The sequence below is a fragment of the Nonomuraea sp. NPDC051298 genome (assembly GCF_055586305.1).
Genome location: NZ_JBVJIM010000018.1, coordinates 48,594 through 68,568, shown reverse-complemented (window position 1 = coordinate 68,568; position 19,975 = coordinate 48,594). Strand labels below are relative to the sequence as shown.

Here is a 19,975-nt window from a genome sequence, read left to right as displayed (position 1 = left end):
GCCGCCGGGCCTGCACGGCTACAGGCCGAGAAGCTGCGCGGGCTCGGCGATGATCCGCTGGATGATCAGCCCGGCCGCCCCGAGCACGGCGGCGTCCGCGCCGGTCCCCGAGACCACCAGGGCGGGCGGGGTGTCGCGCATCGGCCCCAGCCTGGCCCGCAGCTCCTCCGACACGGGCTCCGCCAGCCAGCGGAACAGCGGCGCGAAGATGCCGCCGAGCACGATCCGGCCGGGGTCCAGCAGGTGCACGGCCGAGGTGAGCGCCACGCCGAGCGCGTGCCCGGCCCGCTCGACCGCCTGGGCGGCCACGGGGTCGCCCGACTCCAGGCGCGCGACCAACTCGCGCACCGAGGTCAGCTCGCCGAGCAGCGCGTCCTGGCCCGCGTACGCCTCCAGGCAGCCCCGCCCTCCGCACCGGCAGTCGGGCCCGTCGGGCACGACCACCACGTGCCCCAGCTCGCCGGCCAGCCCGAACGTGCCGCGGAACAGGTCCCCCTCGACCACCAGCCCGGCGCCGACGCCGATCTCGCCGGAGACGTAGAGGAAGTCGTTCGCGCCCGAGCCGAACCACAGCTCGCCGAGCGCCGCCAGGTTGGCCTCGTTGTCGAGCGCGAAGGGCACGTCCACCAGCCCGGAGACGCGTACGTCCCGCCAGCCGAGGTGGGGCGCGCTGCGCAGCACGCCGCCCTCGACCGTGCCGGGCACGGCCAGCGCCGCGCCGATGACGCGCAGCCCGGTCGACTCGGCCTCCGCCGTGGTCTCCTTCACCAGGTCGCGCAGCTCCGCGAGGATCCGGGCGGGGGCGGAGCTGCGGTTGTCGGCGGGCCTGGTGCGCCGCAGCCGCACCGTACGGGTGAGGTCGACGACGCAGGCGGCCAGATAGTCGATGTTGATCTCCAGCCCCATCGCGGCCACCCGGTGCCCGCTCAGGCTCACCGCCACGCCGGGCCGCCCGCGCTCGCCGCCCCGCACCGCGCCGCTCTCGGTCACCACGCCCGCCTCCAGCAGGTCGGCGACCAGGCTGGATACGGTGGTCTTGGTGAGCCCGGTCCGCTCGGCCAGCGCGGCCCGGGTGTGCGGTCCCGATCGGTGGATGGTCGCCAGCACCACGGCCAGGTTTCGGGCGCGCATGGAATCATGCCGAACCCCTCTTGACGACATGGCGCTCACCTCCTCAGGATTATGTTCAGATTATGGACTAAAAATAAGGAACCGGCGAAATGACCGCATTCACTCCCACCCCCGACGACCGCTTCACGTTCGGCCTGTGGACGGTCGGCTGGCAGGCCCGTGACCCCTTCGGCGACGCCTCCCGGCCCGCCCTCGACCCCGTGGAGAGCGTCCACCGCCTGGCAGAGCTGGGAGCGTACGGCGTCACCTTCCACGACGACGACCTCCTCGCCGTCGAGCCCAACCGCGACAGGGCCGTGGCCGCCTTCAGGAAGGCCCTCGACGAGACCGGCATGAAGGTCCCGATGGCCACCACGAACCTGTTCACCCACCCGGTCTTCAAGGACGGCGCGTTCACCAGCAACGACCGCGACGTCCGCCGCCACGCGCTGCGCAAGGTCATGCGCAACCTCGACCTGGCCGCCTCGCTCGGCGCCAGGACGTACGTGTGCTGGGGCGGCCGCGAGGGCGCCGAGTCCGACGCGGCCAAGGACGTCAGGGCCGCGCTCGACCGCTACAAGGAGGGCCTGGACCTCCTCTGCCAGTACGTGATCGACCAGGGCTACGACCTCCGCTTCGCCCTGGAGCCCAAGCCGAACGAACCCCGCGGCGACATCCTCCTGCCCACGATCGGCCACGCCCTGGCGCTGATCGGCGAGCTGGAGCACCCTGAGATGGTGGGACTCAACCCCGAGGTCGGACACGAGCAGATGGCCGGGCTCAACTTCGTGCACGGCATCGCCCAGGCGCTGTGGCACGGCAAGCTCTTCCACATCGACCTCAACGGCCAGCACGGGCCCAGGTACGACCAGGACCTGATCTTCGGCCACGGCGACACGAAGAGCGCGTTCTTCCTGGTCGACCTGCTGGAGAACGGCGGCTACGACGGCCCCCGCCACTTCGACTACAAGCCGCTGCGCACCGAGGACCCCGAGGACGTGTGGGTCTCGGCGGCGGCGAACATGCGCACGTACCTGATTCTGAAGGAGAAGTCGCGGGCCTTCCGCGCCGACCCCGAGGTGCGCCAGGCACTCAGCGCCTCCCGGGTGGACGAGCTGGCCCGGCCCACCCTCGCCGCCGGAGAGACCTGGCAGGACCTGGCCAAGGACGACTTCGACGTCGAGGCGGCGGCCGCCCGCGGCTTCCACTTCAGCCACCTCAACCAGCTCGCGCTCGAGCACCTCCTGGGAGTACGCGGATGAGCGAACCCATCAGTGTCCAGCTCTACACCGTCAGGGACGCGCTGAGCGCCGACCGCGACACGGTGCTGCGCCGCCTCGCGGAGATCGGATACCGCGCCGTCGAGCCCTACGACCCCACGACCGACCCCAAGGGCTTCCGCCAGGTAGCCGACGACTTAGGGCTGAGCGTGTCGGGCACGCACGCGTCCGCGCTGCTCCACAGGGAGCCCGCGGAGGTCTTCGACGCGATCGCCACGATCGGCACCGACAGGGTGATCATCCCGGCCGGCGTCGCGCACGAGGAGTTCACCACCCGCGACGGCCTCCAGCGGGCCGCCGACCTGCTCAACGGCCTGGCCGAGCGGGCCGCGGGGCACGGCTTGCGGATCGGCTACCACAACCACTGGTGGGAGATCGAGCCCGAGGTGGAGGGCAGGCACGCCATCGAGGTGCTGGCCGACCTGCTCGCTCCCGAGGTGTTCCTGGAGATCGACACCTACTGGGCGGCCGTGGGCGGCGCGGACGTGCCCGCCCTGCTCGGCCGCCTGTCGGGCCGGGTGGAGGCGCTGCACGTCAAGGACGGCCCCGTGATCAAGGGCGAGCCGCACACCGCGGTCGGCAGGGGCGTCATGCCCGTGCCCGAGATCCTCGCCGCCGCCCCCGGCGCCGTGCGCGTCGTCGAGCTCGACGAGTGCGCGACCGACGTGTTCGCCGCCCTCGCCGACAGCCACGCGTACCTCACCTCTCTGGAGGACTCTTGAGCAACGGCCCGGTCGGCGTCGCCCTGGTCGGCGCCGGGGTGATCAGCGGCCAGTACCTGCGCAACCTCACCGCCTTCCCCGACGTGCGGGTGATCGCCGTCGCGGACCTCGACACCGGCCGGGCCGCCGCCGCGGCCGGGGAGCACGGCGTACCGGTGTCCGGCACCCTCGCCGAGATCCTCGCGCTGCCCGAGGTCGAGATCGTCGTCAACCTCACCGTCCCCTCCGCGCACGCGGCCGTGGCGCTGGAGAGCCTGCGCGCCGGCAAGCACGTGTACGGCGAGAAGCCCCTCGCACTCGACCTGGACGAGGCCGCGAAGGTCATGGCCGAGGCCGCCGGGAGCGGGCTGAGGGTGGGCGGCGCCCCCGACACGTTCCTCGGCGCCGGGCTGCAGTCGGCCGTGCACGCCCTGCGCTCCGGCCTCATCGGCGACCCGGTCGCCGTCACGGCGGCCGTGCAGAGCCTGGGCCCCGAGTCGTGGCACCCCAGCCCCGAGTTCCTCTACCAGCCGGGCGCGGGGCCGCTGTTCGACCTGGGCCCCTACTACCTGACCGCGCTGGTCTCCCTGCTCGGCCCCGTCTCCCGGGTGGCGGCGGGCCTGCGCAGGGCGCGCGACCAGCGGGTGATCGGCTCGGGTCCCAAGGAGGGCACGCTCTTCCCCGTCGACGTGCCCACCCACGTCAACGCCCTGCTGGACTTCCCCGGCACGGCCACGGCGACAGCCACGTTCAGCTTCGACTCGGCCGTCAACCGTCGCATGATCGAGATCATCGGCACCGAGGGCGCCCTGTCGCTGCCCGACCCCAACACCTTCGAGGGCCCGCTGCTGGTCCGGGGCCCGCGCGACGCGGACTGGCGGGAGCTGCCGGTGTCGGGGACCATGGCCGGCCGGGGCATCGGAGTCCTCGACCTGGCCAGGTCGATCCGCACGGGCGCCCCGCACCGCGCGTCGGGCGAGCTGGCCTACCACGTGCTGGAGCTGATGTCGGCCATCACGGAGTCGGGCGAGCGGTCGGAGTTCCGCCGGGTCGCCTCCACCCCGGCGGCGCCGGAACCGCTGCCCGACGACTGGGACCCGTACGCCGCCACGCTGTCCTGAGCCGTGGCCCGACGGATGGGCGGCGGGTCTCGCCGCCCATCTGATCGGGATGATCGGTGGCCGCGTTGGCTAGAACCTCCCTTACCCGCGAGAATGGCGCGATGGCTGACAGTGCCGAGACCGACTGGGTCTCCAGGTTCGCGGACGAGGTGATCTCCGAGGCGGAGCGACGCGCGCCGGGCAAACCGATCGTCTGCGCCTCAGGGCTGAGCCCGTCGGGCCCGATCCACCTGGGCAACCTGCGTGAGGTGATGACTCCTCACCTGGTCGCCGACGAGATCAGGCGGCGCGGCCTGGAATGCGTCCACCTGCTGTCGTGGGACGACTACGACCGCTTCCGCAGGGTGCCCGCGGGCATCGACCCGTCGTGGGCCGAGCACATCGGCAAGCCGCTGACCTCGGTGCCCGCCCCTCCCGGCAGCGCGTACGCCAACTGGGCCGAGCACTTCAAGGCGCCCATGACCGCCGCCCTCGCCGAGCTGGGCGTGCAGGTGCGCGGCATCAGCCAGACCGAGCAGTACACCTCGGGGGCCTACCGGGAGCAGATCCTGGTGGCCGTGCGCGAGCGGGCCGGGATCGACGCCGTGCTGTCGCGCTACCGCACCAAGCAGGGCGGGGAGCGGCAGGCCGACGACTACTTCCCGTACAAGCCGTACTGCGACCTGTGCGAGCGCGACCTGACCACGGTCACCGCCTACGACGACGAGACCACCGAGCTGGCCTACACCTGCGAGTGCGGCTTCGGCGAGACCGTCCGGCTGGCCGAGCACGACCGCGGCAAACTGGTGTGGAAGGTCGACTGGCCGATGCGCTGGGCCCACGAGGGTGTGGTCTTCGAGCCGTCCGGGGTCGACCACCACTCTCCCGGCTCCGCGTGGGTCGTCGGCGGCCAGATCGTGGGCGAGGTCTTCGGCGGGCGACAGCCGATCGGCCCCATGTACGCGTTCGTCGGCATCACCGGCATGGCCAAGATGAGCAGCTCCAAGGGCGACGTGCCGACCCCTGGCGACGCGCTGCGGATCATGGAGGCGCCGGTGCTGCGCTGGCTGTACGCCCGCCGCAAGCCCGCCCAGTCCTTCAAGATCGCCTTCGACCACGAGATCCAGCGGCTCTACGACGAGTGGGACTCCCTGGGCCGCAAGGTCGCCGCGGGGCAGGCCCAGCCCGCCGAGCTGGCCGCGTACCGCAGGGCCGTGGGCACGGCGGCGGGCCCGCTGCCGGCCACGCCGCACCCGGTCGCCTACCGCACGCTGGCCTCCGTCGTCGACATCACGACCGGGCACGCCGAGCAGACCCTGCGCATCCTGCGCGACCTCGACGGCGTGTCCGCGCTCGACGAGGCCCGCCCGCGGCTCGACAGGGCGCAGCGCTGGGTCGACGACCATCTGCCCGCCGACCAGCGCACCCGCGTCCGCGAGACGCCCGACCACGAGCTGCTCGGCTCGCTCGGCGGCGACGAGCGCGAGGCGCTGCGGCTGCTGGCCGACGGCCTCGACGACTGGACGCTCGACAGCCTGACGACGCTGGTCTACGGCGTGCCCAAGCTCCAGGCCGGGCTGCCCGCCGACGCCAAGGCCACCACGCCCGAGCTGAAGGCGGCGCAGCGGGCCTTCTTCGCCCTGCTCTACAAGCTGCTCGTCGGCCGCGACACCGGCCCCCGCCTGCCCACGCTGCTGATGGCCGTGGGCGCCGACCGGGTACGCAAGCTGGTGGGCGCGTGAATGAGGACAGCGCGTGAATGAGGACGGCGCAGATGAGGACGGCGCGCGGATGAAGGGCGTCGTCGTGATCACCGGCGTCTCGGCCGCCGGCAAGTCGACGGTGGCGCAGACCCTGGCCGAGCGCCTGCCGCGGGCCGCCCACGTCCGGGGCGACGCGTTCCGGCGCATGGTGGTCAGCGGGCGCGCCGAGATGACGCCGGAGGTGAACGCCGAGGCCGTCCGCCAGCTCAGGCTGCGCCATCAGATCGCCGCGAATACGGCTGATTTGTATTACGAGGCCGGATTCACGGCAATTGTCCAAGACATCATTATCGGCAGCGAGCTGGAGGGTTTTACCAGACTTATCCGCAGCCGCCCTTTGTACGTGATCGTGCTCGCGCCGAATCCCGCCGCGATCGAACGGCGGGAACACGCACGAGCCAAGACCGGCTACGGCGCCGGATGGACGATCGCCCAGCTCGACAGGGCTCTGTGGGAGGAGACCCCACGACTCGGACTATGGCTGGACACCTCCGCGCAAACGCCGGAAGAAACCGTGGAAGAGATCATTTCCCGGGCCGGAGAGGCGGAAATTCCAGCGCCTCGCCAATAACCCGATCCGCTGCAAGGAACTGTCAAGTGGCCTGCATGCAGGCAGGCGCACCTTGATGCCATGAACAAGCAGCCTTTCGCCGTCGGCGTCAGTGTCATCGTTCCCGCGATGAACGAGGCCGAGAACCTTCCTCACGTCTTCGCCACGCTGCCTGACTGGATCGACGAGGTGGTCCTCGTCGACGGCAACTCGACCGACGACACCATCGCCGTCGCGCGAAGGCTCCGCCCGGACCTCCGGGTCGTCGTGCAGACCCGCCGCGGCAAGGGCAACGCGCTCATCGAGGGCTTCAAGGCCGCCCGGGGCGACATCATCGTCATGATCGACGCCGACGGCTCCACCGACGGCCGGGAGATCCGCTCCTTCGTCTCCGCGCTCGTCAACGGCGCCGACTTCGCCAAGGGCTCCAGGTACGCCCCTGGTGGCGGCTCGGACGACCTCAGTCCGATCCGCTCGCTCGGCAACAGGTTCCTCACCGGGCTGACCAACCTCCTCTACGGCACCCGCTACACCGACCTCTGCTACGGCTACAACGCCTTCTGGGCCCGCCACCTGGAGGTCCTCGACCTCGACTGCGACGGTTTCGAGATCGAGACGCTGATGAACGTCCGCGCCGCCCAGGCCGGCCTCGTCATCCGCGAGGTGCCCAGCCACGAGCGCTGCCGCATCCACGGCGAGAGCAACCTGCACGCGCTGCGCGACGGCTGGCGGGTGTTCAGGACGATCTGGCGCGAACGGCTCCACGGCGCGGCCGTGCCCGCCCCGGCCGCCGAGGTCGTCGGAGTGGCACTCGCCAAGTGAGGAGTGACATTCTCGGACGATGCGTTACATCGTGATCGGAGCAGGAGCAGTCGGCGGCACCATCGGCGCCCGCCTGCACCAGGGCGGGCACGAGGTCCTCCTCGTCGCCCGAGGAGCGCACTACGAGGCGCTCAGGCGCGACGGCCTGCGTCTGATCACCCCTGAGTCCACCGAGACTCTCGACGTCCCCGCTGCCGACGGCCCCGTGCCCACGCGCGACGACGACGTGCTCGTCCTGGCGACCAAGTCACAGGACACGATCGCCGCGCTGGCCCCCTGGTCGCCCGACCTGCCCGTGGTCTGCGCCCAGAACGGCGTGGCCAACGAGCGCATGGTCCTGCGGCGGTTCGAGCGCGTCTACGGCGCGTGCGTCTGGCTGCCCGCCCAGATTCCCGCGCCGGGCGTCGTGGCCGCGCACGCGCGCCCGTACTCGGGGATGCTGCACGTCGGACGCTATCCACAGGGTGTGGACGACCTCAACGAGCAGATCGTCGCCGACCTCGGCAAGCACGGCCTGCTGGCGCGCACCTCGCCCGACGTGATGCGCTGGAAGTACGGCAAGCTGATCGGAAACCTGAACAACGCCGTCGAGGCGCTGATCGGCCACGCCCCCGGCCAGGTCGAGCTGGTCGAGTCGGCCAGGAGCGAGGCCAGGGCCGTGCTGGAGCGGGCCGGCATCGCCTACGCCACCCCCGGCGACGAGGCCGAGGTGCGCGGCGACAAGGTGGTCGCCCGGCCCATCGACGGCGTCGGCCGCGGCGGCGGATCGTCGTGGCAGAGCCTGGCCAGGGCCAGCGGCTCGATCGAGGCCGACTACCTCAACGGCGAGATCGTCCTGCTCGGCCGCGAGCACGGCGTGCCCACCCCGGTCAACGAGACGCTGCGGCGCGAGGCCAACCGGTACGCGCGCGAGAAGCTGCCGCCCGGCTCGATGCCGCCCGAGACCCTCAGGGCCCTCATCGACGAGCGTTCCGCAGCCGGATCCCGCTGAACTCGAGGCTGCTGGCCGTCACCTCGTTCCAGAACGGCCACAGGTTGTCCAGCACCCTGAGCTGAATCCCGGCCTGCTCGTGCAGCTCGAACAGGTCGCCCACCGGCTCGGGCGGGCCGAGCGGCGTCACCGGGTCGCGGGAGACCACGGCGTGCGGCGGGTCGCCGATGGGCGCGAACCCGTCGGCCGGCAGGCGGTAGGCGTAGAGGCGCACGTCCATCAGCGCCCTCAGCCAGCAGTACTCGATCGCGTGCACCCGCTGCCCGCAACCCGCGCCGACGATGCGGACGACGTCGTCGTCGGTGGTGCGCGGGCCGGACCAGGCCATGGCCCTCGGGCAGGCCCGCGGGAACCAGTAGTCGGGGCAGCGGTCGTGGTCGACCGCCCACACGTACGGCTCGGTGAGCGTGCTGGTCACCGCCACGTGCGGCACGAACCTCTCGATCGTCGGATCTTCGGAGAAGTGCAGGACCTGCCCTGGCTCGGGTCTCATGAACGCCATCATCGCGCATACCCCGCCGATCTCCGGGCAGTGGAACCGCTCTCGACAAGGGGTGAGTTGGATGATCTTACTGGGACTGCTCCTGATCCTGCTCGCCGGCGGCGCCTTCGCCCTGGTGCTCACCGAGGAGAGCGCCAGGTACCTCCTGTTCGGACACGCCTTCGAGCTCGATCACGTGGAGATGTTCCTCGCGGGAGCGGCCGCCGCGGCCCTCGCGCTGGTGGGCCTCTGGCTGATGGGCTCGGGTTCGCGCAGGTCCGCCAGGCGACACCGCCGGCTGCGCCACGCCCGCGCCGAGTCCTCCAGCCGGGTGGCCCGGCTGGAGGACGAGAAGCGCGACCTGGAACGGCGGCTCGAACGCGAGCCCGCGACCGGCGACCGGCTCGTCGCCCGCGGCCCGGACGAGCGCTAGGCCGCTTCCGCGCTCTGGCGCGCGGGCAGCAGCTTGCCCTCGCGCCAGAGCGCGAATCCCGTGATCAACGCCCCCAAGCCCTCCCAGAGCCCGACGCCGAAGAACTCGGCGGGCGCGGCGCCGGTCACGACCAGCATGGTGAAGACGGTGAACGTGACGAGCCGGAACGGGACCGTCCAGCGGAAGAACGGCGTGTAGTCGGCCGAGGCCGCGAACACGTAGTAGACGCCCATGTTCACGGCCGCCATCGACGAGGCGGCCATGTAGACCAGCGTGTAGTCGCCGGCCGGCCGTACGTCGACGACCTCGAAACCGAGCATGACCAGCAGCGTGTCCGGCGAGATCAGCCCGAGCACGCCGAGCACGAAGGCGAGGACGCCGAACACCGCCATGGTCCAGCCGGAGAAAGAACGCGGAAGACGCACAGAAATCCTTCCAATGGGGGGTGTAATCTGCGAGGCGATCTCATCATGCACCCGGAGGTCGCATGCCCCCCACGCGTGGCCGCCCCATCGCGCTGAAACTTCTCGTGCTCCTGCTCGTCCCACTGCTGTCCCTGGTGGGCCTGTGGGCGTTCGCGGCGAGCCTGACCGGCGGCCAGGCCACGCGCCTGCTGTCGATCAGCGACCTGGCCACCAACCTGGCCGATCCGTCCGAACAGGTCAACATCCACCTCCAGAACGAGCGGCTGGCCTCGGTGGAACTCCTGGTGACCAACCAGGGCGCGAACAAGCTGGCCGGCCAGCGCGAGCGGACCGACCGGGCCGTGACGAAGCTGCGCACGCTGTCCGGCAACCTGCGCGAGCTGTCGCCGGAGCTGATCGCCCAGCTCAACGGGCTCCACGTCAAGCTCGACGAGCTGGCGGAGCTGCGCCGCGACGTCGACGACGCCCGCGCCGAGCCGCTCGACGTCATCGAGCGCTACAGCCAGATCGTGGACGCCTCCTTCCGCATGTACGACACCATGGTCCTGGTGCCCGACATGGCCCTCTACCAGCAGGCCAGGGCGGTGACCATGCTGGGCGAGGCCAAGGACGTGCTGTCCAGGGAGCGGGCGCTGATCGCCATCGTGCTGGCCAAGGGCAGGGTCGAGGACGCCGAGCGGGAGTCGTTCACGGGCATGGTGGCCACCAGGCGGCTGCTGTTCTCGCAGGCGATGTCGCACCTGGACGACAGCCTGCGCGGGCCGTACGCGCAGATGGCCGCCTCGCCGGTCTACATGGAGTTCCTGGAGGCCGAGGAGCTCGTCAGGGGGCAGGCTGCGGCCAACGGGCTGCCCGTGGGCGCGGCCACCTGGCACATCGACGGCCAGAACCTGTGGGCCGCGGTCGAGCGCAACCAGGCCCTGGCCGTGCGGGGCATCACCGAGCGGGTGATGCCGACGGCCGTCGGCATGCTCGTCAAGCTCGGCGTGGCGGGCGGCGTCGGCCTGGTCGTCGTCGTCGCCTCGATCCTGCTGTCGCTGCGCTTCCGCAGGCGCCTCGTCCGCGAACTGGCCGGGCTGCGCGACGCCGCCACGGAGCTGGCCGAGGTACGGCTGGCCGCGCTGGTCAAGCGGCTGCGCTCGAACACCGCGCCGCCCACGGCCGCCGAAGTGGCGCCGCTGGAGGTCAAGGCCGAGACCTCCGAGGTCCACGACATCGTCCGCGCCTTCAACGAGGTGCAGTCCACGGCCGTCGAGGCCGCCGTGAGCCAGGCCAGGCTCCGCCACGGCGTCAGCCAGGTCTTCGTGAACCTGGCCAGGCGCAACCAGTCGCTGCTGCACCGGCAGCTCCTGCAGCTCGACACCATGGAGCGGGCCACGGAGGAGCCGGAGGAGCTGGCAGACCTGTTCAAGCTCGACCACCTCACCACGCGGATGCGCCGGCACGCCGAGAGCCTCATCATCCTGTCCGACCAGGCCCCGGGCCGCGCCTGGCGCAACCCGGTGCCGATCCTCGACGTGCTGCGCGCCGCCGTGGCCGAGGTGGAGGAGTACGACCGGGTGGAGGTGCTCACACCGCCCCCGGTCGCGCTCGTGGGCTCGGCGGTGACCGACGTGGCCCACCTGATGGCCGAGCTGGTCGAGAACGCCACCCTCTTCTCCCCGCCCAAGACCAAAGTGGACGTACGCGCCGGCCGCACCCCGCACGGGCTGGTCGTCGAGGTCGAGGACCGCGGGCTCGGCCTGCCCCGCGTCGAGCTCGACGAGCTGAACGACCGGCTGACCGACACGCCCGAGTTCGACCTGGCGCAGAGCGACCGGCTCGGCCTGTTCGTCGTCTCCAGGCTCGCGGCCAGGCACGGCATCAAGGTCGCGCTCGTGCCGTCGCCCTACGGCGGCCTGACCGCGACGGTGGCCCTGCCCTCAGCCCTGCTCGCCGAGCAGCCCGTCGCGGCGGGGCGGTAGATACGACAGCGCGCCGGAGCCGCGGGCGGCCGAAGCCGACAGCAGCCGGTCGTACACGTGTGCGGCCAGCAGCCCGCCGGCCTCCTCCAGCGTGAAGAAGCCGTAGTCGTCGAGCTCCTCCGTCTGCAGCGTGATGGGGGTGCCCGACGAGATCACGCCGCAGTCGAAGACGAAGTTGACCACCGGATGGGGCACGGCCGGCTGCGGGTCGACCCAGGCGACGGTCAGCAGCCTGCCGACCTCGACCGTGAGCCCGACCTCCTCGGCGACCTCCCTGGCACACGCCTGCGCGGGATGCTCGCCCGCGTCGATCACGCCGCCGGGGAACGACCAGTGCTCCCGGTAGTTGGGATCGACCAGCAGCACCCGGCCGCGCTCGTCCGTGATGTACGCCGCCGCCCCCGCGATCACCCGGTTGACCGTGGCCCAGAAATCATCGTTCACCCCGGCACTATGGCAGAACCTGCAGCAGCGCCTGCTTCTTCGCCCTGGCGGGCTCGGCGACGCGCTGGAGCTCCTTCCCGTCGGTGCCGAGCACGACCAGCGTGTTGTGCTCCTCTCCCGCGACGCGTACGACCATGCGCCCGTCGGCCAGGTAGAGCGCGCCCAGCAGCCGCCCCTTGACCGCGGGCGTACGCCTCTTGCCCGTCACCATGTCCAGGACGACCGGCTTGAACGCGGTGGGCCAGGTGCCGTCGCCCAGCGCGCCGGGCTGCTGCGGGAACTCGACGATGGCGTGGCGACCGTTCGGCGACAGGCTCTGCACGTGGGTGATCCACTTGACGCCCTTGGCGGGGGCCGACTCGGCGGTCCTGGTGTCGAGCCGGTGGAGGGCGTTGGCCTCGCCGGTGTAGCCCGCCAGGTAGCGGCCGTCCGCCGACCAGGCCAGGTGACACACGCCCGGCGACGTGCCCAGCCGGTGCGGCGCGCCCGTGCCGTCGGCCTTGACGGACATGATCGTGCCGCCGCTCTGCGGGTAGGCCACCTTCGCCGAGTCGGCGGACCAGACCGGGGTGAGACACGGTGTGCCGGCCTGCAGGCCGCTCACGAGCGTCATGGTCCGGCCGCCCTGCCTGATCTGCAGCCGGCCGCCCGACGACACCCAGGCCACCTTCTGGCCGTCGGGCGAGACGGTGTACTGGGCCATGGCCTCCGACTTGACGAGCGTGCTCCACTCGCCGTCCGCGTACCTGCTGAGCCGGTCGCCGGAGCCGCTGGCATAGACGGCGGCGCCGGACAGCGCGGGCGTCGCCTTCTGGGTCGGCCTGGTCGACGCGGCGGACACCGCCGGCGGCACGGCCAGGACGACGCCGAGCGCGACACCGGTCGCAACACGAATCCTCATGGAAGGCCATGTTGCCCCAACCGGGATCACAGACGCAGGAACGGCTCGCTGAAGTGGGCCGTTGCCAGAATCGCGCGTTCGGCCCTGAGCGCGGCCAGCACCTCGGTCCTGGTCCGCGCGGCGGCCTCCTGGTCGTCGTCGTAGACGTAGCGGATGGCCGGATCGTCGAGCTGCACCGGGTGCAGGACCAGGTCGCCGGTCATGGCCAGCTCGCCGACCCTGGCGATCTGGTGACCAGGGGTGTGCCCGGGCGCGAAGCGTACGTGGACGCCGGGGGCCACCTCCGCGTCACCCTCGACGACGTGGAGGTGATCCTTGATCACGGCGACGACCTCGTCGAGCATCGGGCCGCCGGCGGCGTCCAGCTCGGCCCGCTGGAGCACGTGGCGGGCGTTGCCGAACACCGGCCTGCCGTCGGCCACCGCGCCCGAGGCGTGGTCGCTGTGCAGGTGGGTGAGGACGACGGTGCCGATCTCGGCGGGAGTGACGCCCGCGGCGGCCAGCTCGCCCGTCAGCGTCCCCGGCACGGGCGCCCAGCTCGACGCCGGCGAGTCCACGCCGCCGATGCCGGTGTCGACCAGGGTCAGCCGGTCGGCGGCGTCGCGGATCAGGTAACAGTGGAAGTGCAGGATCCAGGGCTCGTCGCGGAGCCCGGAGCCGGCGAACATCTCGGCCGGCGGGCGGCGGATCGCCGGGCCCATGGGCCCGACGGCGTCGCACAGCGGCGTCACCTCGACGCCGGACACCCTGATCGGTTGATGCGGCACCCCGCCAGCCTAGGCCCTCCGCACCACGCACCTCGGCCCACGGACGGCAGGAAGGCCCACGGACGGCGGGCAGGCGGGCAGGCAGGGCGGCGAGGAGGGCGGGGACGGGGAGGCGGTCAGGCGGCGACCGGCTGCCGCGGAACGTACTCGTTCTCGAGGTCGGCGGCGTAGACGGCGCGGCAGCAGTGCGCGCACCGGTACATGATCGGGCCCTCGTCCAGCTCGTGGTGGCACCGCGGGCAGTGGTTGACGGTCTTCATTCGGTGCTCCCCCAAGGAGTCTTTCTCTGTACGTCCCTATGGAACCCTCACCGAGTTGCAGGGGCCCTGCATGCCACTTGACACGACGACGCTGCGCCGATGGGGGTTGTGTGTCGCTCGACGGACCGGGCGCGGTAATTTTCCTCGCAGTACGGTGCCGAGAAGAACATTGTCACCCCTGCACCCTCCCGCGCGGGCAAAGACACGAGAACAACCCGGGAATAGTCCAAGAGGGCTAGGCGTTTCATAGGTCGGATCGTGTGGTATCTTCCCACCAAGCGTTGAGCGTCAGCTCCGCAGATCCACCTCTTCCGAGGCCACACCTCTCACTTCTTCGCGAGGACTCGCGAGTGAGCGGCCCGGCCCTCTTTCGTCACCCGCGCCCGGCCTTCGCCGGTCCGGCGCATTTCCCTCAAGGGGCTCACCATGTCTGTGCAAACCATTCAGGAACACCGTGCCGCCGTTCCTCAGCGTGCCACCGTTCCTCAGGAACAGCGCGCCGCCGTCCGCCAGGTCAGCGGCCTCGTGGACGTACGCGACAAGTCCGCGTTCATCCGGGCGGAACACCTGCCCGCCCCCGGCGACGTACGCCTGCCGCCCGACCAGGTACGCCACCACGGCCTGCGTACCGGTGACCACGTGGTCGCGTCGTTCGCCGGGAACAAGCTGGTCGGCGTCGAGTCGGTCAACGGCTCGGCCGAATGGCGCGGGCGGCCGCACTTCGGCGACCTCACGCCCGTACATCCGGCCGAGCGGCTCAACATCGAGACCGAGTCGCTCAGCACCCGCGTCATCGACCTGTTCGCGCCCATCGGCAAGGGGCAGCGCGGACTCATCGTGGCGCCGCCCAAGGCCGGCAAGACCATGGTCCTCCAGGCGCTGGCCGCCGGGATCGCCCGCAACCACCCCGAGGTGCACCTCATGGTGGTGCTGGTGGGCGAGCGGCCCGAGGAGGTCACCGAGATGCGCGCCAACGTCGCGGGCGAGGTCTTCTCCTCGACCTTCGACCACCCCGACCGCGACCACACCGCCGTCGCGGAGCTGGCCGTCGAGCGCGCCAAGCGGCTCGTGGAGTCGGGCCGCGACGTGGTGCTGCTGCTCGACTCGCTGACGCGGCTGGGGCGGGCGTACAGCAACACGGCGCCGAGCGGCGGGCGCGTGCTCACGGGCGGCATCGACGCCGGCGCGCTCTACCCGCCCAAGCGGTTCTTCGGCGCCGCCCGCAACGTGGAGGGCGGCGGCTCGCTCACCATCATCGCCACCGCGCTCGTGGACACGGGCTCGCGGATGGACAACAGCCTGTACGAGGAGTTCAAGGGCACGGGGAACATGGAAGTGCACCTGACCCGCGAACTGGCCGAGCGCCGGCTGTTCCCCGCCGTCGACCTCGACGCGTCGGGCACCCGGCGCGAGGAGATCCTGCTGCACGCCGACGAGCGGCAGGTGGTCTGGCGGCTGCGCCGCATGCTCACGACGCTGGAGAAGCAGCAGGGTCTGCAGGTGCTCGTGGACAGGCTTCGCTCCACCCCCTCCAACGCCGCGTTCCTCATGGAGGCGAAGGCCGCGTGACCGGGCCGCCCGATCGGGCCGCCCGCACCGGTCGTACGCCGGTGCACGAGAATGGCCGCATGCTGGCCGACATCGTCGAGTTCCTCATCTGCCCCGTCTGCCGAGCCGACGTGCGGCTGGACGAAACCGCGCTGCGGTGCGCGAACGGGCACTCCTTCGACGTGGCCAAGCAGGGATACGTGAGCCTGCTCGTCGGATCCCGGCCTCCCGGCACCGCCGACAGCCCCGCCATGGTGGCCGCGCGGGCCGCCTTCCTCGACCGGGGCCACTACGCGCCACTGGCCGACGCCGTGGCCGACGCCGTGGGGGCTCAGATCGTTCCAGGAAAACATGAGTCCTCTACCGAAACCAATGACGGCGGCGAGTTGAGGGCGTACCGTGGGGCGGGACTGGAAACCGGTTGCGGCGCGGGATCACGAATTCCCGGGCGGGAGCCGGGAATCGTCGAGGGTCGTGACGCGGAGGGCAGGGCCGCGCTGATCGTCGACGCCGGCGCGGGCACCGGGCATTATCTGGTGGCCGCGCTCAACGCGGTGAACGATGGCATCGGGATGGCGTTCGATGTGTCGAAGCACGCTGTGCGCCGGGCGGCGCGGGTGCATCCCAGGGCAGGGGCGTTCGTGGCCGACGTGTGGCGACCGCTGCCGATCAGGAGCGGGGTGGCCGACGTGGTGATCGACGTGTTCGCGCCCAGGAACGGCCCCGAGTTCCGGCGGATCCTGCGGCCTGGAGGCGTGGCGGTGGTCGTCACCCCCGCTCCCGAGCACCTGAGTCCGCTGGTCGAGGAGCTGGGGCTGCTCTCCGTGGACGAGGAGAAGGAGCGCCGGGTGGCCCGCAGCCTGGAGGGGTTCACGGAGTCCGAGCGGCGCTCGATCGCGTTCGAAATGGAGCTGGGACATGACGACATCGCGGAGGTCGTCGGGATGGGCCCGAATGCATGGCATAACGAGGCAACTACGCTGGATGAGCGAATTGCCACGTTTGTCTCCCGAAACGTCGCGAAAAGGCAGCAAAAAGTAGTAACGCACGCGGCGTTTCACCTATCTATCTACGAGCCGACGTCTCGATCAAGCTCTGTTCCTTGACGGACAAGTGCGGCTGGTGTTACTGATGGGGTATTTAGCCCGAAATTCCCCCACATTCTCGGAGCATTTCCCCGGCGCAGGCGCAATACTGGACGACATCCCGGGCCAGGAGGCGCGGGACATCAAGCGGGACATCAAAGGGAGGGGGCGCGCGGGATGAAGGCGGAGGAACGCTGGCAGGCCAGGTTCCGGGCGTCGCGCACGACGCTGCCGTCCTGGGCGCGCCAGGCCCCGAACCGCACCATCTACCGCTCCAACGCGACCGGCAAGTGGGAGGTCTACGCCTGGGACCGGGTGACGGGAGCCACCCGCCAGGTCACCGACCGGCCCAAGGGCACCGCGTTCGCCGCGATCGACCCCGGCGGCCAGTGGATCTACTGGTTCGCCGACACCGACGGCGACGAGTTCGGCGGATGGTGGCGCCAGCGCTTCACGGGCGGCCCGGCCGAGCTGGTCGCGCCCGACCTGCCGCCGGGCCAGCCGGGCGGCATCTCGCTGTCCACGACCGGCGTCGCGGCGCTCAGCCTCGCCAGCGAGGGCAAGTTCCGCATCCACCTCGTCCGCCCCGGCGAACCCACCGAGACCCTGTACGAGCACACGGAGGCCGCCTGGGTGGCCGACATGTCGCTCGACGGCTCCCTCGTCGCGATCAACCACGGCGAGTACGGCGACTTCCGGCACCCCGCGCTGCGCGTCGTCCGCCAGAACGGCAACACGGTGGGCGAGCTGTATGACGGCCCCGGCAAGGGCGTTACCGGCCTCAGCTTCGCCCCCGTCGTGGGCGACCGCCGCCTGCTGGCCCTGCACGAGCGCCGCCGGCGGCACGAGCCCATCGTCTGGGACCCGGCCACCGGCGAGCAGCGCGAGATCTGGCTGCGCGACTCGGGGGACTTAGCCGCCGAGTGGTACGACGACGGCCGCGCCCTGCTCATCCTGCGCGACGACCGCGCCCGCAGCTTCCTGCACCGCTACGACCTCGCCGGCGGCGGCCTGACCCTCATCGACACGCCCCACGGGGTGATCGAGGAGGCCGCGCCCCGGCCCGGCGGCCATGTCGAGTACGCCTGGTCGAGCGCCTCCCACCCGCCGATCGTCCGGTCGAGCAGCGGCCAGGTCGTGGTCAACTCGGGCGGCCCGCCCGCCCCGCCGAGCGTCCCCGTTCAGGACATCGACGTCGAGGGCGAGGGCGGCCGCATCCACGCGCTGGTCTCCAAGCCCGAGGTGGGCACGACCCCGCACCCGGCGGTGTTCCTGCTGCACGGCGGCCCGGCGGCGCACGACCGCGACGCCTTCTCGCCGGAGGTCGCGGCCTGGGTGGACGCCGGGTTCGCGGTGGTCCGGGTCAACTACCGGGGCTCGACCGGTTACGGCTCGGCCTGGCGCAACGCCCTGCACGACGAGGTGGGGCACATCGAGCTGGCCGACGTGGCGGCCGTCCGGCAGTGGGTGGTCGACCAGGGCATGGTCGACCCGGTCAGGACCGTGCTGGCGGGCGCGGCGTGGGGCGGCTACCTCACGCTCCTGGGCCTCGGCACCCAGCCCGGCCTGTGGGCGTGCGGCATCGCCGCGGTGCCGATCGCCTGCCACCGCACCTCGTACGAGGACGAGGCGGAGAGCCTGCGCGCCTACCATCGCGCGCTGCTCGGCGGCTCCCCCGACGAGCAGCCCGACCGGTACGCGGCCAGCTCCCCGATCACGTACGTCGACCAGATCAAGAGCCCGGTGCTGATCCTCGCCGGCGAGAACGACACGCGCTCACCGCTGCGCCAGATCGAGAAGTACGTGGCCATGCTGGCCGAGCACGGCCGCGAGCACGAGGTCTACACCTACGACGCCGTCAGCGGCCCGCTCGTGGTCTCCGAACGCATCACGCAGACGACGCTCCAGCTCGACTTCGCGCGCAAGCACGTGGGTTCACCCTGAGGGTTGACAACCTGTAAGAATTTCCCTGACGAACGCTCTTGACCGTCAGCCCGTTCGGCTGTCACCATTCCGGCCACCTGTACCCGGCCGGAAAGACGCGCCTTGACGAGCACCCCCGTGAGCCCTCGACGGCACCACCGACGATCGTGACGTCCGCCGTGTCCGAGCGCGCCCGCGCGCCCCGCCTAGCGGGCCCGCAACACGAGGATCGCCAGGTCGTCGGCGCTCGGCTCGGAGGCGAAGTCGGCCGCGCCACGGCGGATGCGCTCGGCCACGGCCCTGGCCGACAGCCCCGCGCACTCGGCCAGCAGCTTGGCCAGGCCGCCGTCGTCGTCCAGCAGCCGCCCGCCCGAACGGCGCTCGGTCACCCCGTCGGTCACGGCCAGCAGCACGTCGCCGTGGTCGAGGCGGATGGTGTCTGCCTCGAAGAAGACCTCGTGGAAGACGCCGAGCAGCGACTGCGGCGTGGTCACGGCCTCGACCTTGCCGTTGGGCTTGAGCCGCAGCGCCTCGGGGTGCCCGGCCGACACCAGGCGCACCTCCAGGCCGCCGGTGACGTGCGTGATGTCGCCGTGCAGCAGCGTGAGGAACCTCGCCCGCTCGCCCTCCTCCAAGATCGCCTGGTTGAGCCGGCCGAGCACGGCCGCCACGCCGTAGCCCTCCCTGGCCAGCAGGCGCAGCGTGTGGCGGGCCAGGCCGGTCACGGCGGCGGCCTCGGGGCCGGTGCCGCAGACGTCGCCGATCGCGAACCGCCACGAGTCGTCGCCCGCCTTGAACAGGTCGTAGAAGTCGCCGCCGACCTCGTTGGCCTCGCCCGCGGGCTCGTAGATGACGCCGTAGTCGAGGCCGGGGACCTCGGGCTCGTGGGGCGGGAGCAGGCTGCGCTGGAGCGCGCGGTTGGCGGCGGCCTGCTGGGCGTAGAGGCGGGCGTTGTCCATGGCCAGCGCGGCACGTCTGCCGATGTCCTCGGCGAACTGGATGACCTCGTCGGGGAAGCGGTCGGCCCGGCCCAGGCACATCATGCCCAGGCTGCGGCCCCTGGCCATCAGCGGCACGGCCAGCACCTGCGACTCGGCCAGGTGGATGGTGGAGGTGACGCGGGTGTCGGCGGCGCCGACGTCCATCCCGGTGAGCTGCTCGCGCAGGCCGTCGATCCTGGCCTCGTCGGCGTGCCAGAGGTAGACCAGGCGCGGCGGGCCGGAGTGGTCGGACGTGTAGACGGCGCACCAGCTCGACAGCCGGGGCACCACGACCTGGGCGATGATCGCCGGCACCATGTCGGGGTCGAGGGTGCCCGCGAGCAGGTCGCTCGCGTCGGCCAGGAACCCCAGCCAGTGCGGCCCTCTGCTGCTCTCCTCCAGCCATTCGGCTGCCACCCGATCGGGGGAGCCAGGTAGCGTGAGCCT

Annotated in this window: 20 protein-coding genes; 12 read left to right on the top strand and 8 right to left on the bottom strand. The window is 71.6% G+C overall.

The window, feature by feature from the left end; translation table 11 throughout:
* Positions 1–18: 18 nt before the first annotated feature.
* On the bottom strand, positions 19–1,131 hold the full coding sequence (locus ACZ6S0_RS38085; RefSeq protein ID WP_465924184.1) for an ROK family protein: 1,113 nt from the start codon (positions 1,129–1,131) through the stop codon (positions 19–21).
* 89 nt (positions 1,132–1,220) lie between these two features.
* On the opposite strand from ACZ6S0_RS38085, the gene xylA reads away from it, so the two are divergent.
* From xylA to ACZ6S0_RS38050, 7 genes are all read left to right on the top strand, one after another.
* Positions 1,221–2,372 (top strand): xylose isomerase, encoded by a 1,152-nt coding sequence (gene xylA / locus ACZ6S0_RS38080; RefSeq protein WP_465924183.1) that lies wholly within the window; start codon positions 1,221–1,223, stop codon positions 2,370–2,372.
* Entirely contained in the window at positions 2,369–3,112 is a 744-nt protein-coding gene (locus ACZ6S0_RS38075; protein ID WP_465924182.1) for a sugar phosphate isomerase/epimerase family protein, read from the top strand. The genes xylA and ACZ6S0_RS38075 overlap by 4 nt, the downstream gene beginning before the upstream one ends.
* Positions 3,109–4,212 (top strand): Gfo/Idh/MocA family protein, encoded by a 1,104-nt coding sequence (locus tag ACZ6S0_RS38070; RefSeq protein WP_465924181.1) that lies wholly within the window; start codon positions 3,109–3,111, stop codon positions 4,210–4,212. Before ACZ6S0_RS38075 ends, ACZ6S0_RS38070 begins: the two co-directional genes overlap by 4 nt.
* 101 nt (positions 4,213–4,313) lie before the next feature.
* Entirely contained in the window at positions 4,314–5,933 is a 1,620-nt protein-coding gene (lysS, locus tag ACZ6S0_RS38065) for a lysine--tRNA ligase (RefSeq protein ID WP_465924180.1), read from the top strand.
* A gap of 13 nt (positions 5,934–5,946) precedes the next feature.
* Positions 5,947–6,525: an AAA family ATPase gene (locus ACZ6S0_RS38060; RefSeq protein WP_465924179.1), complete on the top strand. Its 579-nt coding sequence runs from the start codon at positions 5,947–5,949 to the stop codon at positions 6,523–6,525.
* A gap of 60 nt (positions 6,526–6,585) precedes the next feature.
* Positions 6,586–7,326: a glycosyltransferase family 2 protein gene (locus ACZ6S0_RS38055; protein ID WP_465924178.1), complete on the top strand. Its 741-nt coding sequence runs from the start codon at positions 6,586–6,588 to the stop codon at positions 7,324–7,326.
* A gap of 19 nt (positions 7,327–7,345) precedes the next feature.
* Positions 7,346–8,317: a ketopantoate reductase family protein gene (locus ACZ6S0_RS38050; RefSeq protein WP_465924177.1), complete on the top strand. Its 972-nt coding sequence runs from the start codon at positions 7,346–7,348 to the stop codon at positions 8,315–8,317.
* Here ACZ6S0_RS38050 and ACZ6S0_RS38045 read toward each other — a convergent pair.
* Positions 8,283–8,810, bottom strand: coding sequence for a DUF6886 family protein (locus ACZ6S0_RS38045; protein ID WP_465924176.1), 528 nt, complete (start codon positions 8,808–8,810; stop codon positions 8,283–8,285). The two genes, ACZ6S0_RS38050 and ACZ6S0_RS38045, sit on opposite strands and share 35 nt — an antisense overlap.
* A 70-nt stretch (positions 8,811–8,880) precedes the next feature.
* Here ACZ6S0_RS38045 and ACZ6S0_RS38040 point away from each other — a divergent pair, with 70 nt between their 5' ends.
* Positions 8,881–9,231 carry a hypothetical protein gene (locus ACZ6S0_RS38040; RefSeq protein WP_344884994.1) on the top strand — a complete coding sequence of 117 codons (351 nt, stop codon included), beginning with the start codon at positions 8,881–8,883 and terminating at the stop codon, positions 9,229–9,231.
* Here ACZ6S0_RS38040 and ACZ6S0_RS38035 read toward each other — a convergent pair.
* On the bottom strand, positions 9,228–9,656 hold the full coding sequence (locus ACZ6S0_RS38035) for a hypothetical protein (RefSeq protein ID WP_465924175.1): 429 nt from the start codon (positions 9,654–9,656) through the stop codon (positions 9,228–9,230). The two genes, ACZ6S0_RS38040 and ACZ6S0_RS38035, sit on opposite strands and share 4 nt — an antisense overlap.
* A 62-nt stretch (positions 9,657–9,718) precedes the next feature.
* On the opposite strand from ACZ6S0_RS38035, the gene ACZ6S0_RS38030 reads away from it, so the two are divergent.
* The gene (locus ACZ6S0_RS38030) at positions 9,719–11,620 is read left to right on the top strand and encodes a sensor histidine kinase (RefSeq protein WP_465924174.1); all 1,902 of its coding nucleotides are present in this window, start codon (positions 9,719–9,721) and stop codon (positions 11,618–11,620) included.
* On the opposite strand, the gene ACZ6S0_RS38025 is transcribed toward ACZ6S0_RS38030, so the two are convergent.
* The 4 genes from ACZ6S0_RS38025 to ACZ6S0_RS38010 all read right to left on the bottom strand — a co-directional run bounded on the left by ACZ6S0_RS38025 (position 11,579) and on the right by ACZ6S0_RS38010 (position 13,992).
* Positions 11,579–12,064, bottom strand: a complete 486-nt coding sequence (locus ACZ6S0_RS38025) for an NUDIX domain-containing protein (RefSeq protein ID WP_465924173.1) — start codon at positions 12,062–12,064, stop codon at positions 11,579–11,581. The two genes, ACZ6S0_RS38030 and ACZ6S0_RS38025, sit on opposite strands and share 42 nt — an antisense overlap.
* A gap of 7 nt (positions 12,065–12,071) precedes the next feature.
* The gene (locus ACZ6S0_RS38020) at positions 12,072–12,965 is read right to left on the bottom strand and encodes a TolB family protein (protein WP_465924172.1); all 894 of its coding nucleotides are present in this window, start codon (positions 12,963–12,965) and stop codon (positions 12,072–12,074) included.
* Positions 12,966–12,991: 26 nt separating this feature from the next.
* Positions 12,992–13,732 (bottom strand): MBL fold metallo-hydrolase, encoded by a 741-nt coding sequence (locus tag ACZ6S0_RS38015; RefSeq protein ID WP_465924171.1) that lies wholly within the window; start codon positions 13,730–13,732, stop codon positions 12,992–12,994.
* Positions 13,733–13,848: 116 nt separating this feature from the next.
* A complete protein-coding gene (locus tag ACZ6S0_RS38010) occupies positions 13,849–13,992 on the bottom strand; it encodes a hypothetical protein (RefSeq protein WP_465924170.1) in 144 nt (47 codons plus the stop codon).
* A 426-nt stretch (positions 13,993–14,418) separates the two neighbouring features.
* On the opposite strand from ACZ6S0_RS38010, the gene rho reads away from it, so the two are divergent.
* The 3 genes from rho to ACZ6S0_RS37995 all read left to right on the top strand — a co-directional run bounded on the left by rho (position 14,419) and on the right by ACZ6S0_RS37995 (position 18,569).
* Entirely contained in the window at positions 14,419–15,561 is a 1,143-nt protein-coding gene (rho, locus tag ACZ6S0_RS38005; RefSeq protein WP_465924169.1) for a transcription termination factor Rho, read from the top strand.
* Between the two features lie 59 nt (positions 15,562–15,620).
* A complete protein-coding gene (locus ACZ6S0_RS38000) occupies positions 15,621–16,646 on the top strand; it encodes a putative RNA methyltransferase (RefSeq protein ID WP_465924168.1) in 1,026 nt (341 codons plus the stop codon).
* 156 nt (positions 16,647–16,802) lie between these two features.
* A complete protein-coding gene (locus ACZ6S0_RS37995; protein ID WP_465924167.1) occupies positions 16,803–18,569 on the top strand; it encodes a S9 family peptidase in 1,767 nt (588 codons plus the stop codon).
* Positions 18,570–18,754: 185 nt separating this feature from the next.
* Here ACZ6S0_RS37995 and ACZ6S0_RS37990 read toward each other — a convergent pair whose 3' ends face one another.
* Positions 18,755–19,945, bottom strand: coding sequence for a PP2C family protein-serine/threonine phosphatase (locus tag ACZ6S0_RS37990; protein ID WP_465924166.1), 1,191 nt, complete (start codon positions 19,943–19,945; stop codon positions 18,755–18,757).
* Between the last annotated feature and the right edge of the window lie 30 nt (positions 19,946–19,975).

Bases quoted from the DNA above. Each gene is read 5' to 3' on its own strand.
- ACZ6S0_RS38085 (WP_465924184.1), bottom strand. From the start codon at position 1,131: ATGCGCGCCCGAAACCTGGCCGTGGTGCTGGCGACCATCCACCGATCG.
- xylA (WP_465924183.1), top strand. From the start codon at position 1,221: ATGACCGCATTCACTCCCACCCCCGACGACCGCTTCACGTTCGGCCTG.
- ACZ6S0_RS38075 (WP_465924182.1), top strand. From the start codon at position 2,369: ATGAGCGAACCCATCAGTGTCCAGCTCTACACCGTCAGGGACGCGCTG.
- lysS (WP_465924180.1), top strand. From the start codon at position 4,314: ATGGCTGACAGTGCCGAGACCGACTGGGTCTCCAGGTTCGCGGACGAG.
- ACZ6S0_RS38055 (WP_465924178.1), top strand. From the start codon at position 6,586: ATGAACAAGCAGCCTTTCGCCGTCGGCGTCAGTGTCATCGTTCCCGCG.
- ACZ6S0_RS38050 (WP_465924177.1), top strand. From the start codon at position 7,346: ATGCGTTACATCGTGATCGGAGCAGGAGCAGTCGGCGGCACCATCGGC.
- ACZ6S0_RS38045 (WP_465924176.1), bottom strand. From the start codon at position 8,810: ATGAGACCCGAGCCAGGGCAGGTCCTGCACTTCTCCGAAGATCCGACG.
- ACZ6S0_RS38040 (WP_344884994.1), top strand. From the start codon at position 8,881: ATGATCTTACTGGGACTGCTCCTGATCCTGCTCGCCGGCGGCGCCTTC.
- ACZ6S0_RS38030 (WP_465924174.1), top strand. From the start codon at position 9,719: ATGCCCCCCACGCGTGGCCGCCCCATCGCGCTGAAACTTCTCGTGCTC.
- ACZ6S0_RS38020 (WP_465924172.1), bottom strand. From the start codon at position 12,965: ATGAGGATTCGTGTTGCGACCGGTGTCGCGCTCGGCGTCGTCCTGGCC.
- ACZ6S0_RS38010 (WP_465924170.1), bottom strand. From the start codon at position 13,992: ATGAAGACCGTCAACCACTGCCCGCGGTGCCACCACGAGCTGGACGAG.
- rho (WP_465924169.1), top strand. From the start codon at position 14,419: ATGTCTGTGCAAACCATTCAGGAACACCGTGCCGCCGTTCCTCAGCGT.
- ACZ6S0_RS38000 (WP_465924168.1), top strand. From the start codon at position 15,621: ATGCTGGCCGACATCGTCGAGTTCCTCATCTGCCCCGTCTGCCGAGCC.
- ACZ6S0_RS37995 (WP_465924167.1), top strand. From the start codon at position 16,803: ATGAAGGCGGAGGAACGCTGGCAGGCCAGGTTCCGGGCGTCGCGCACG.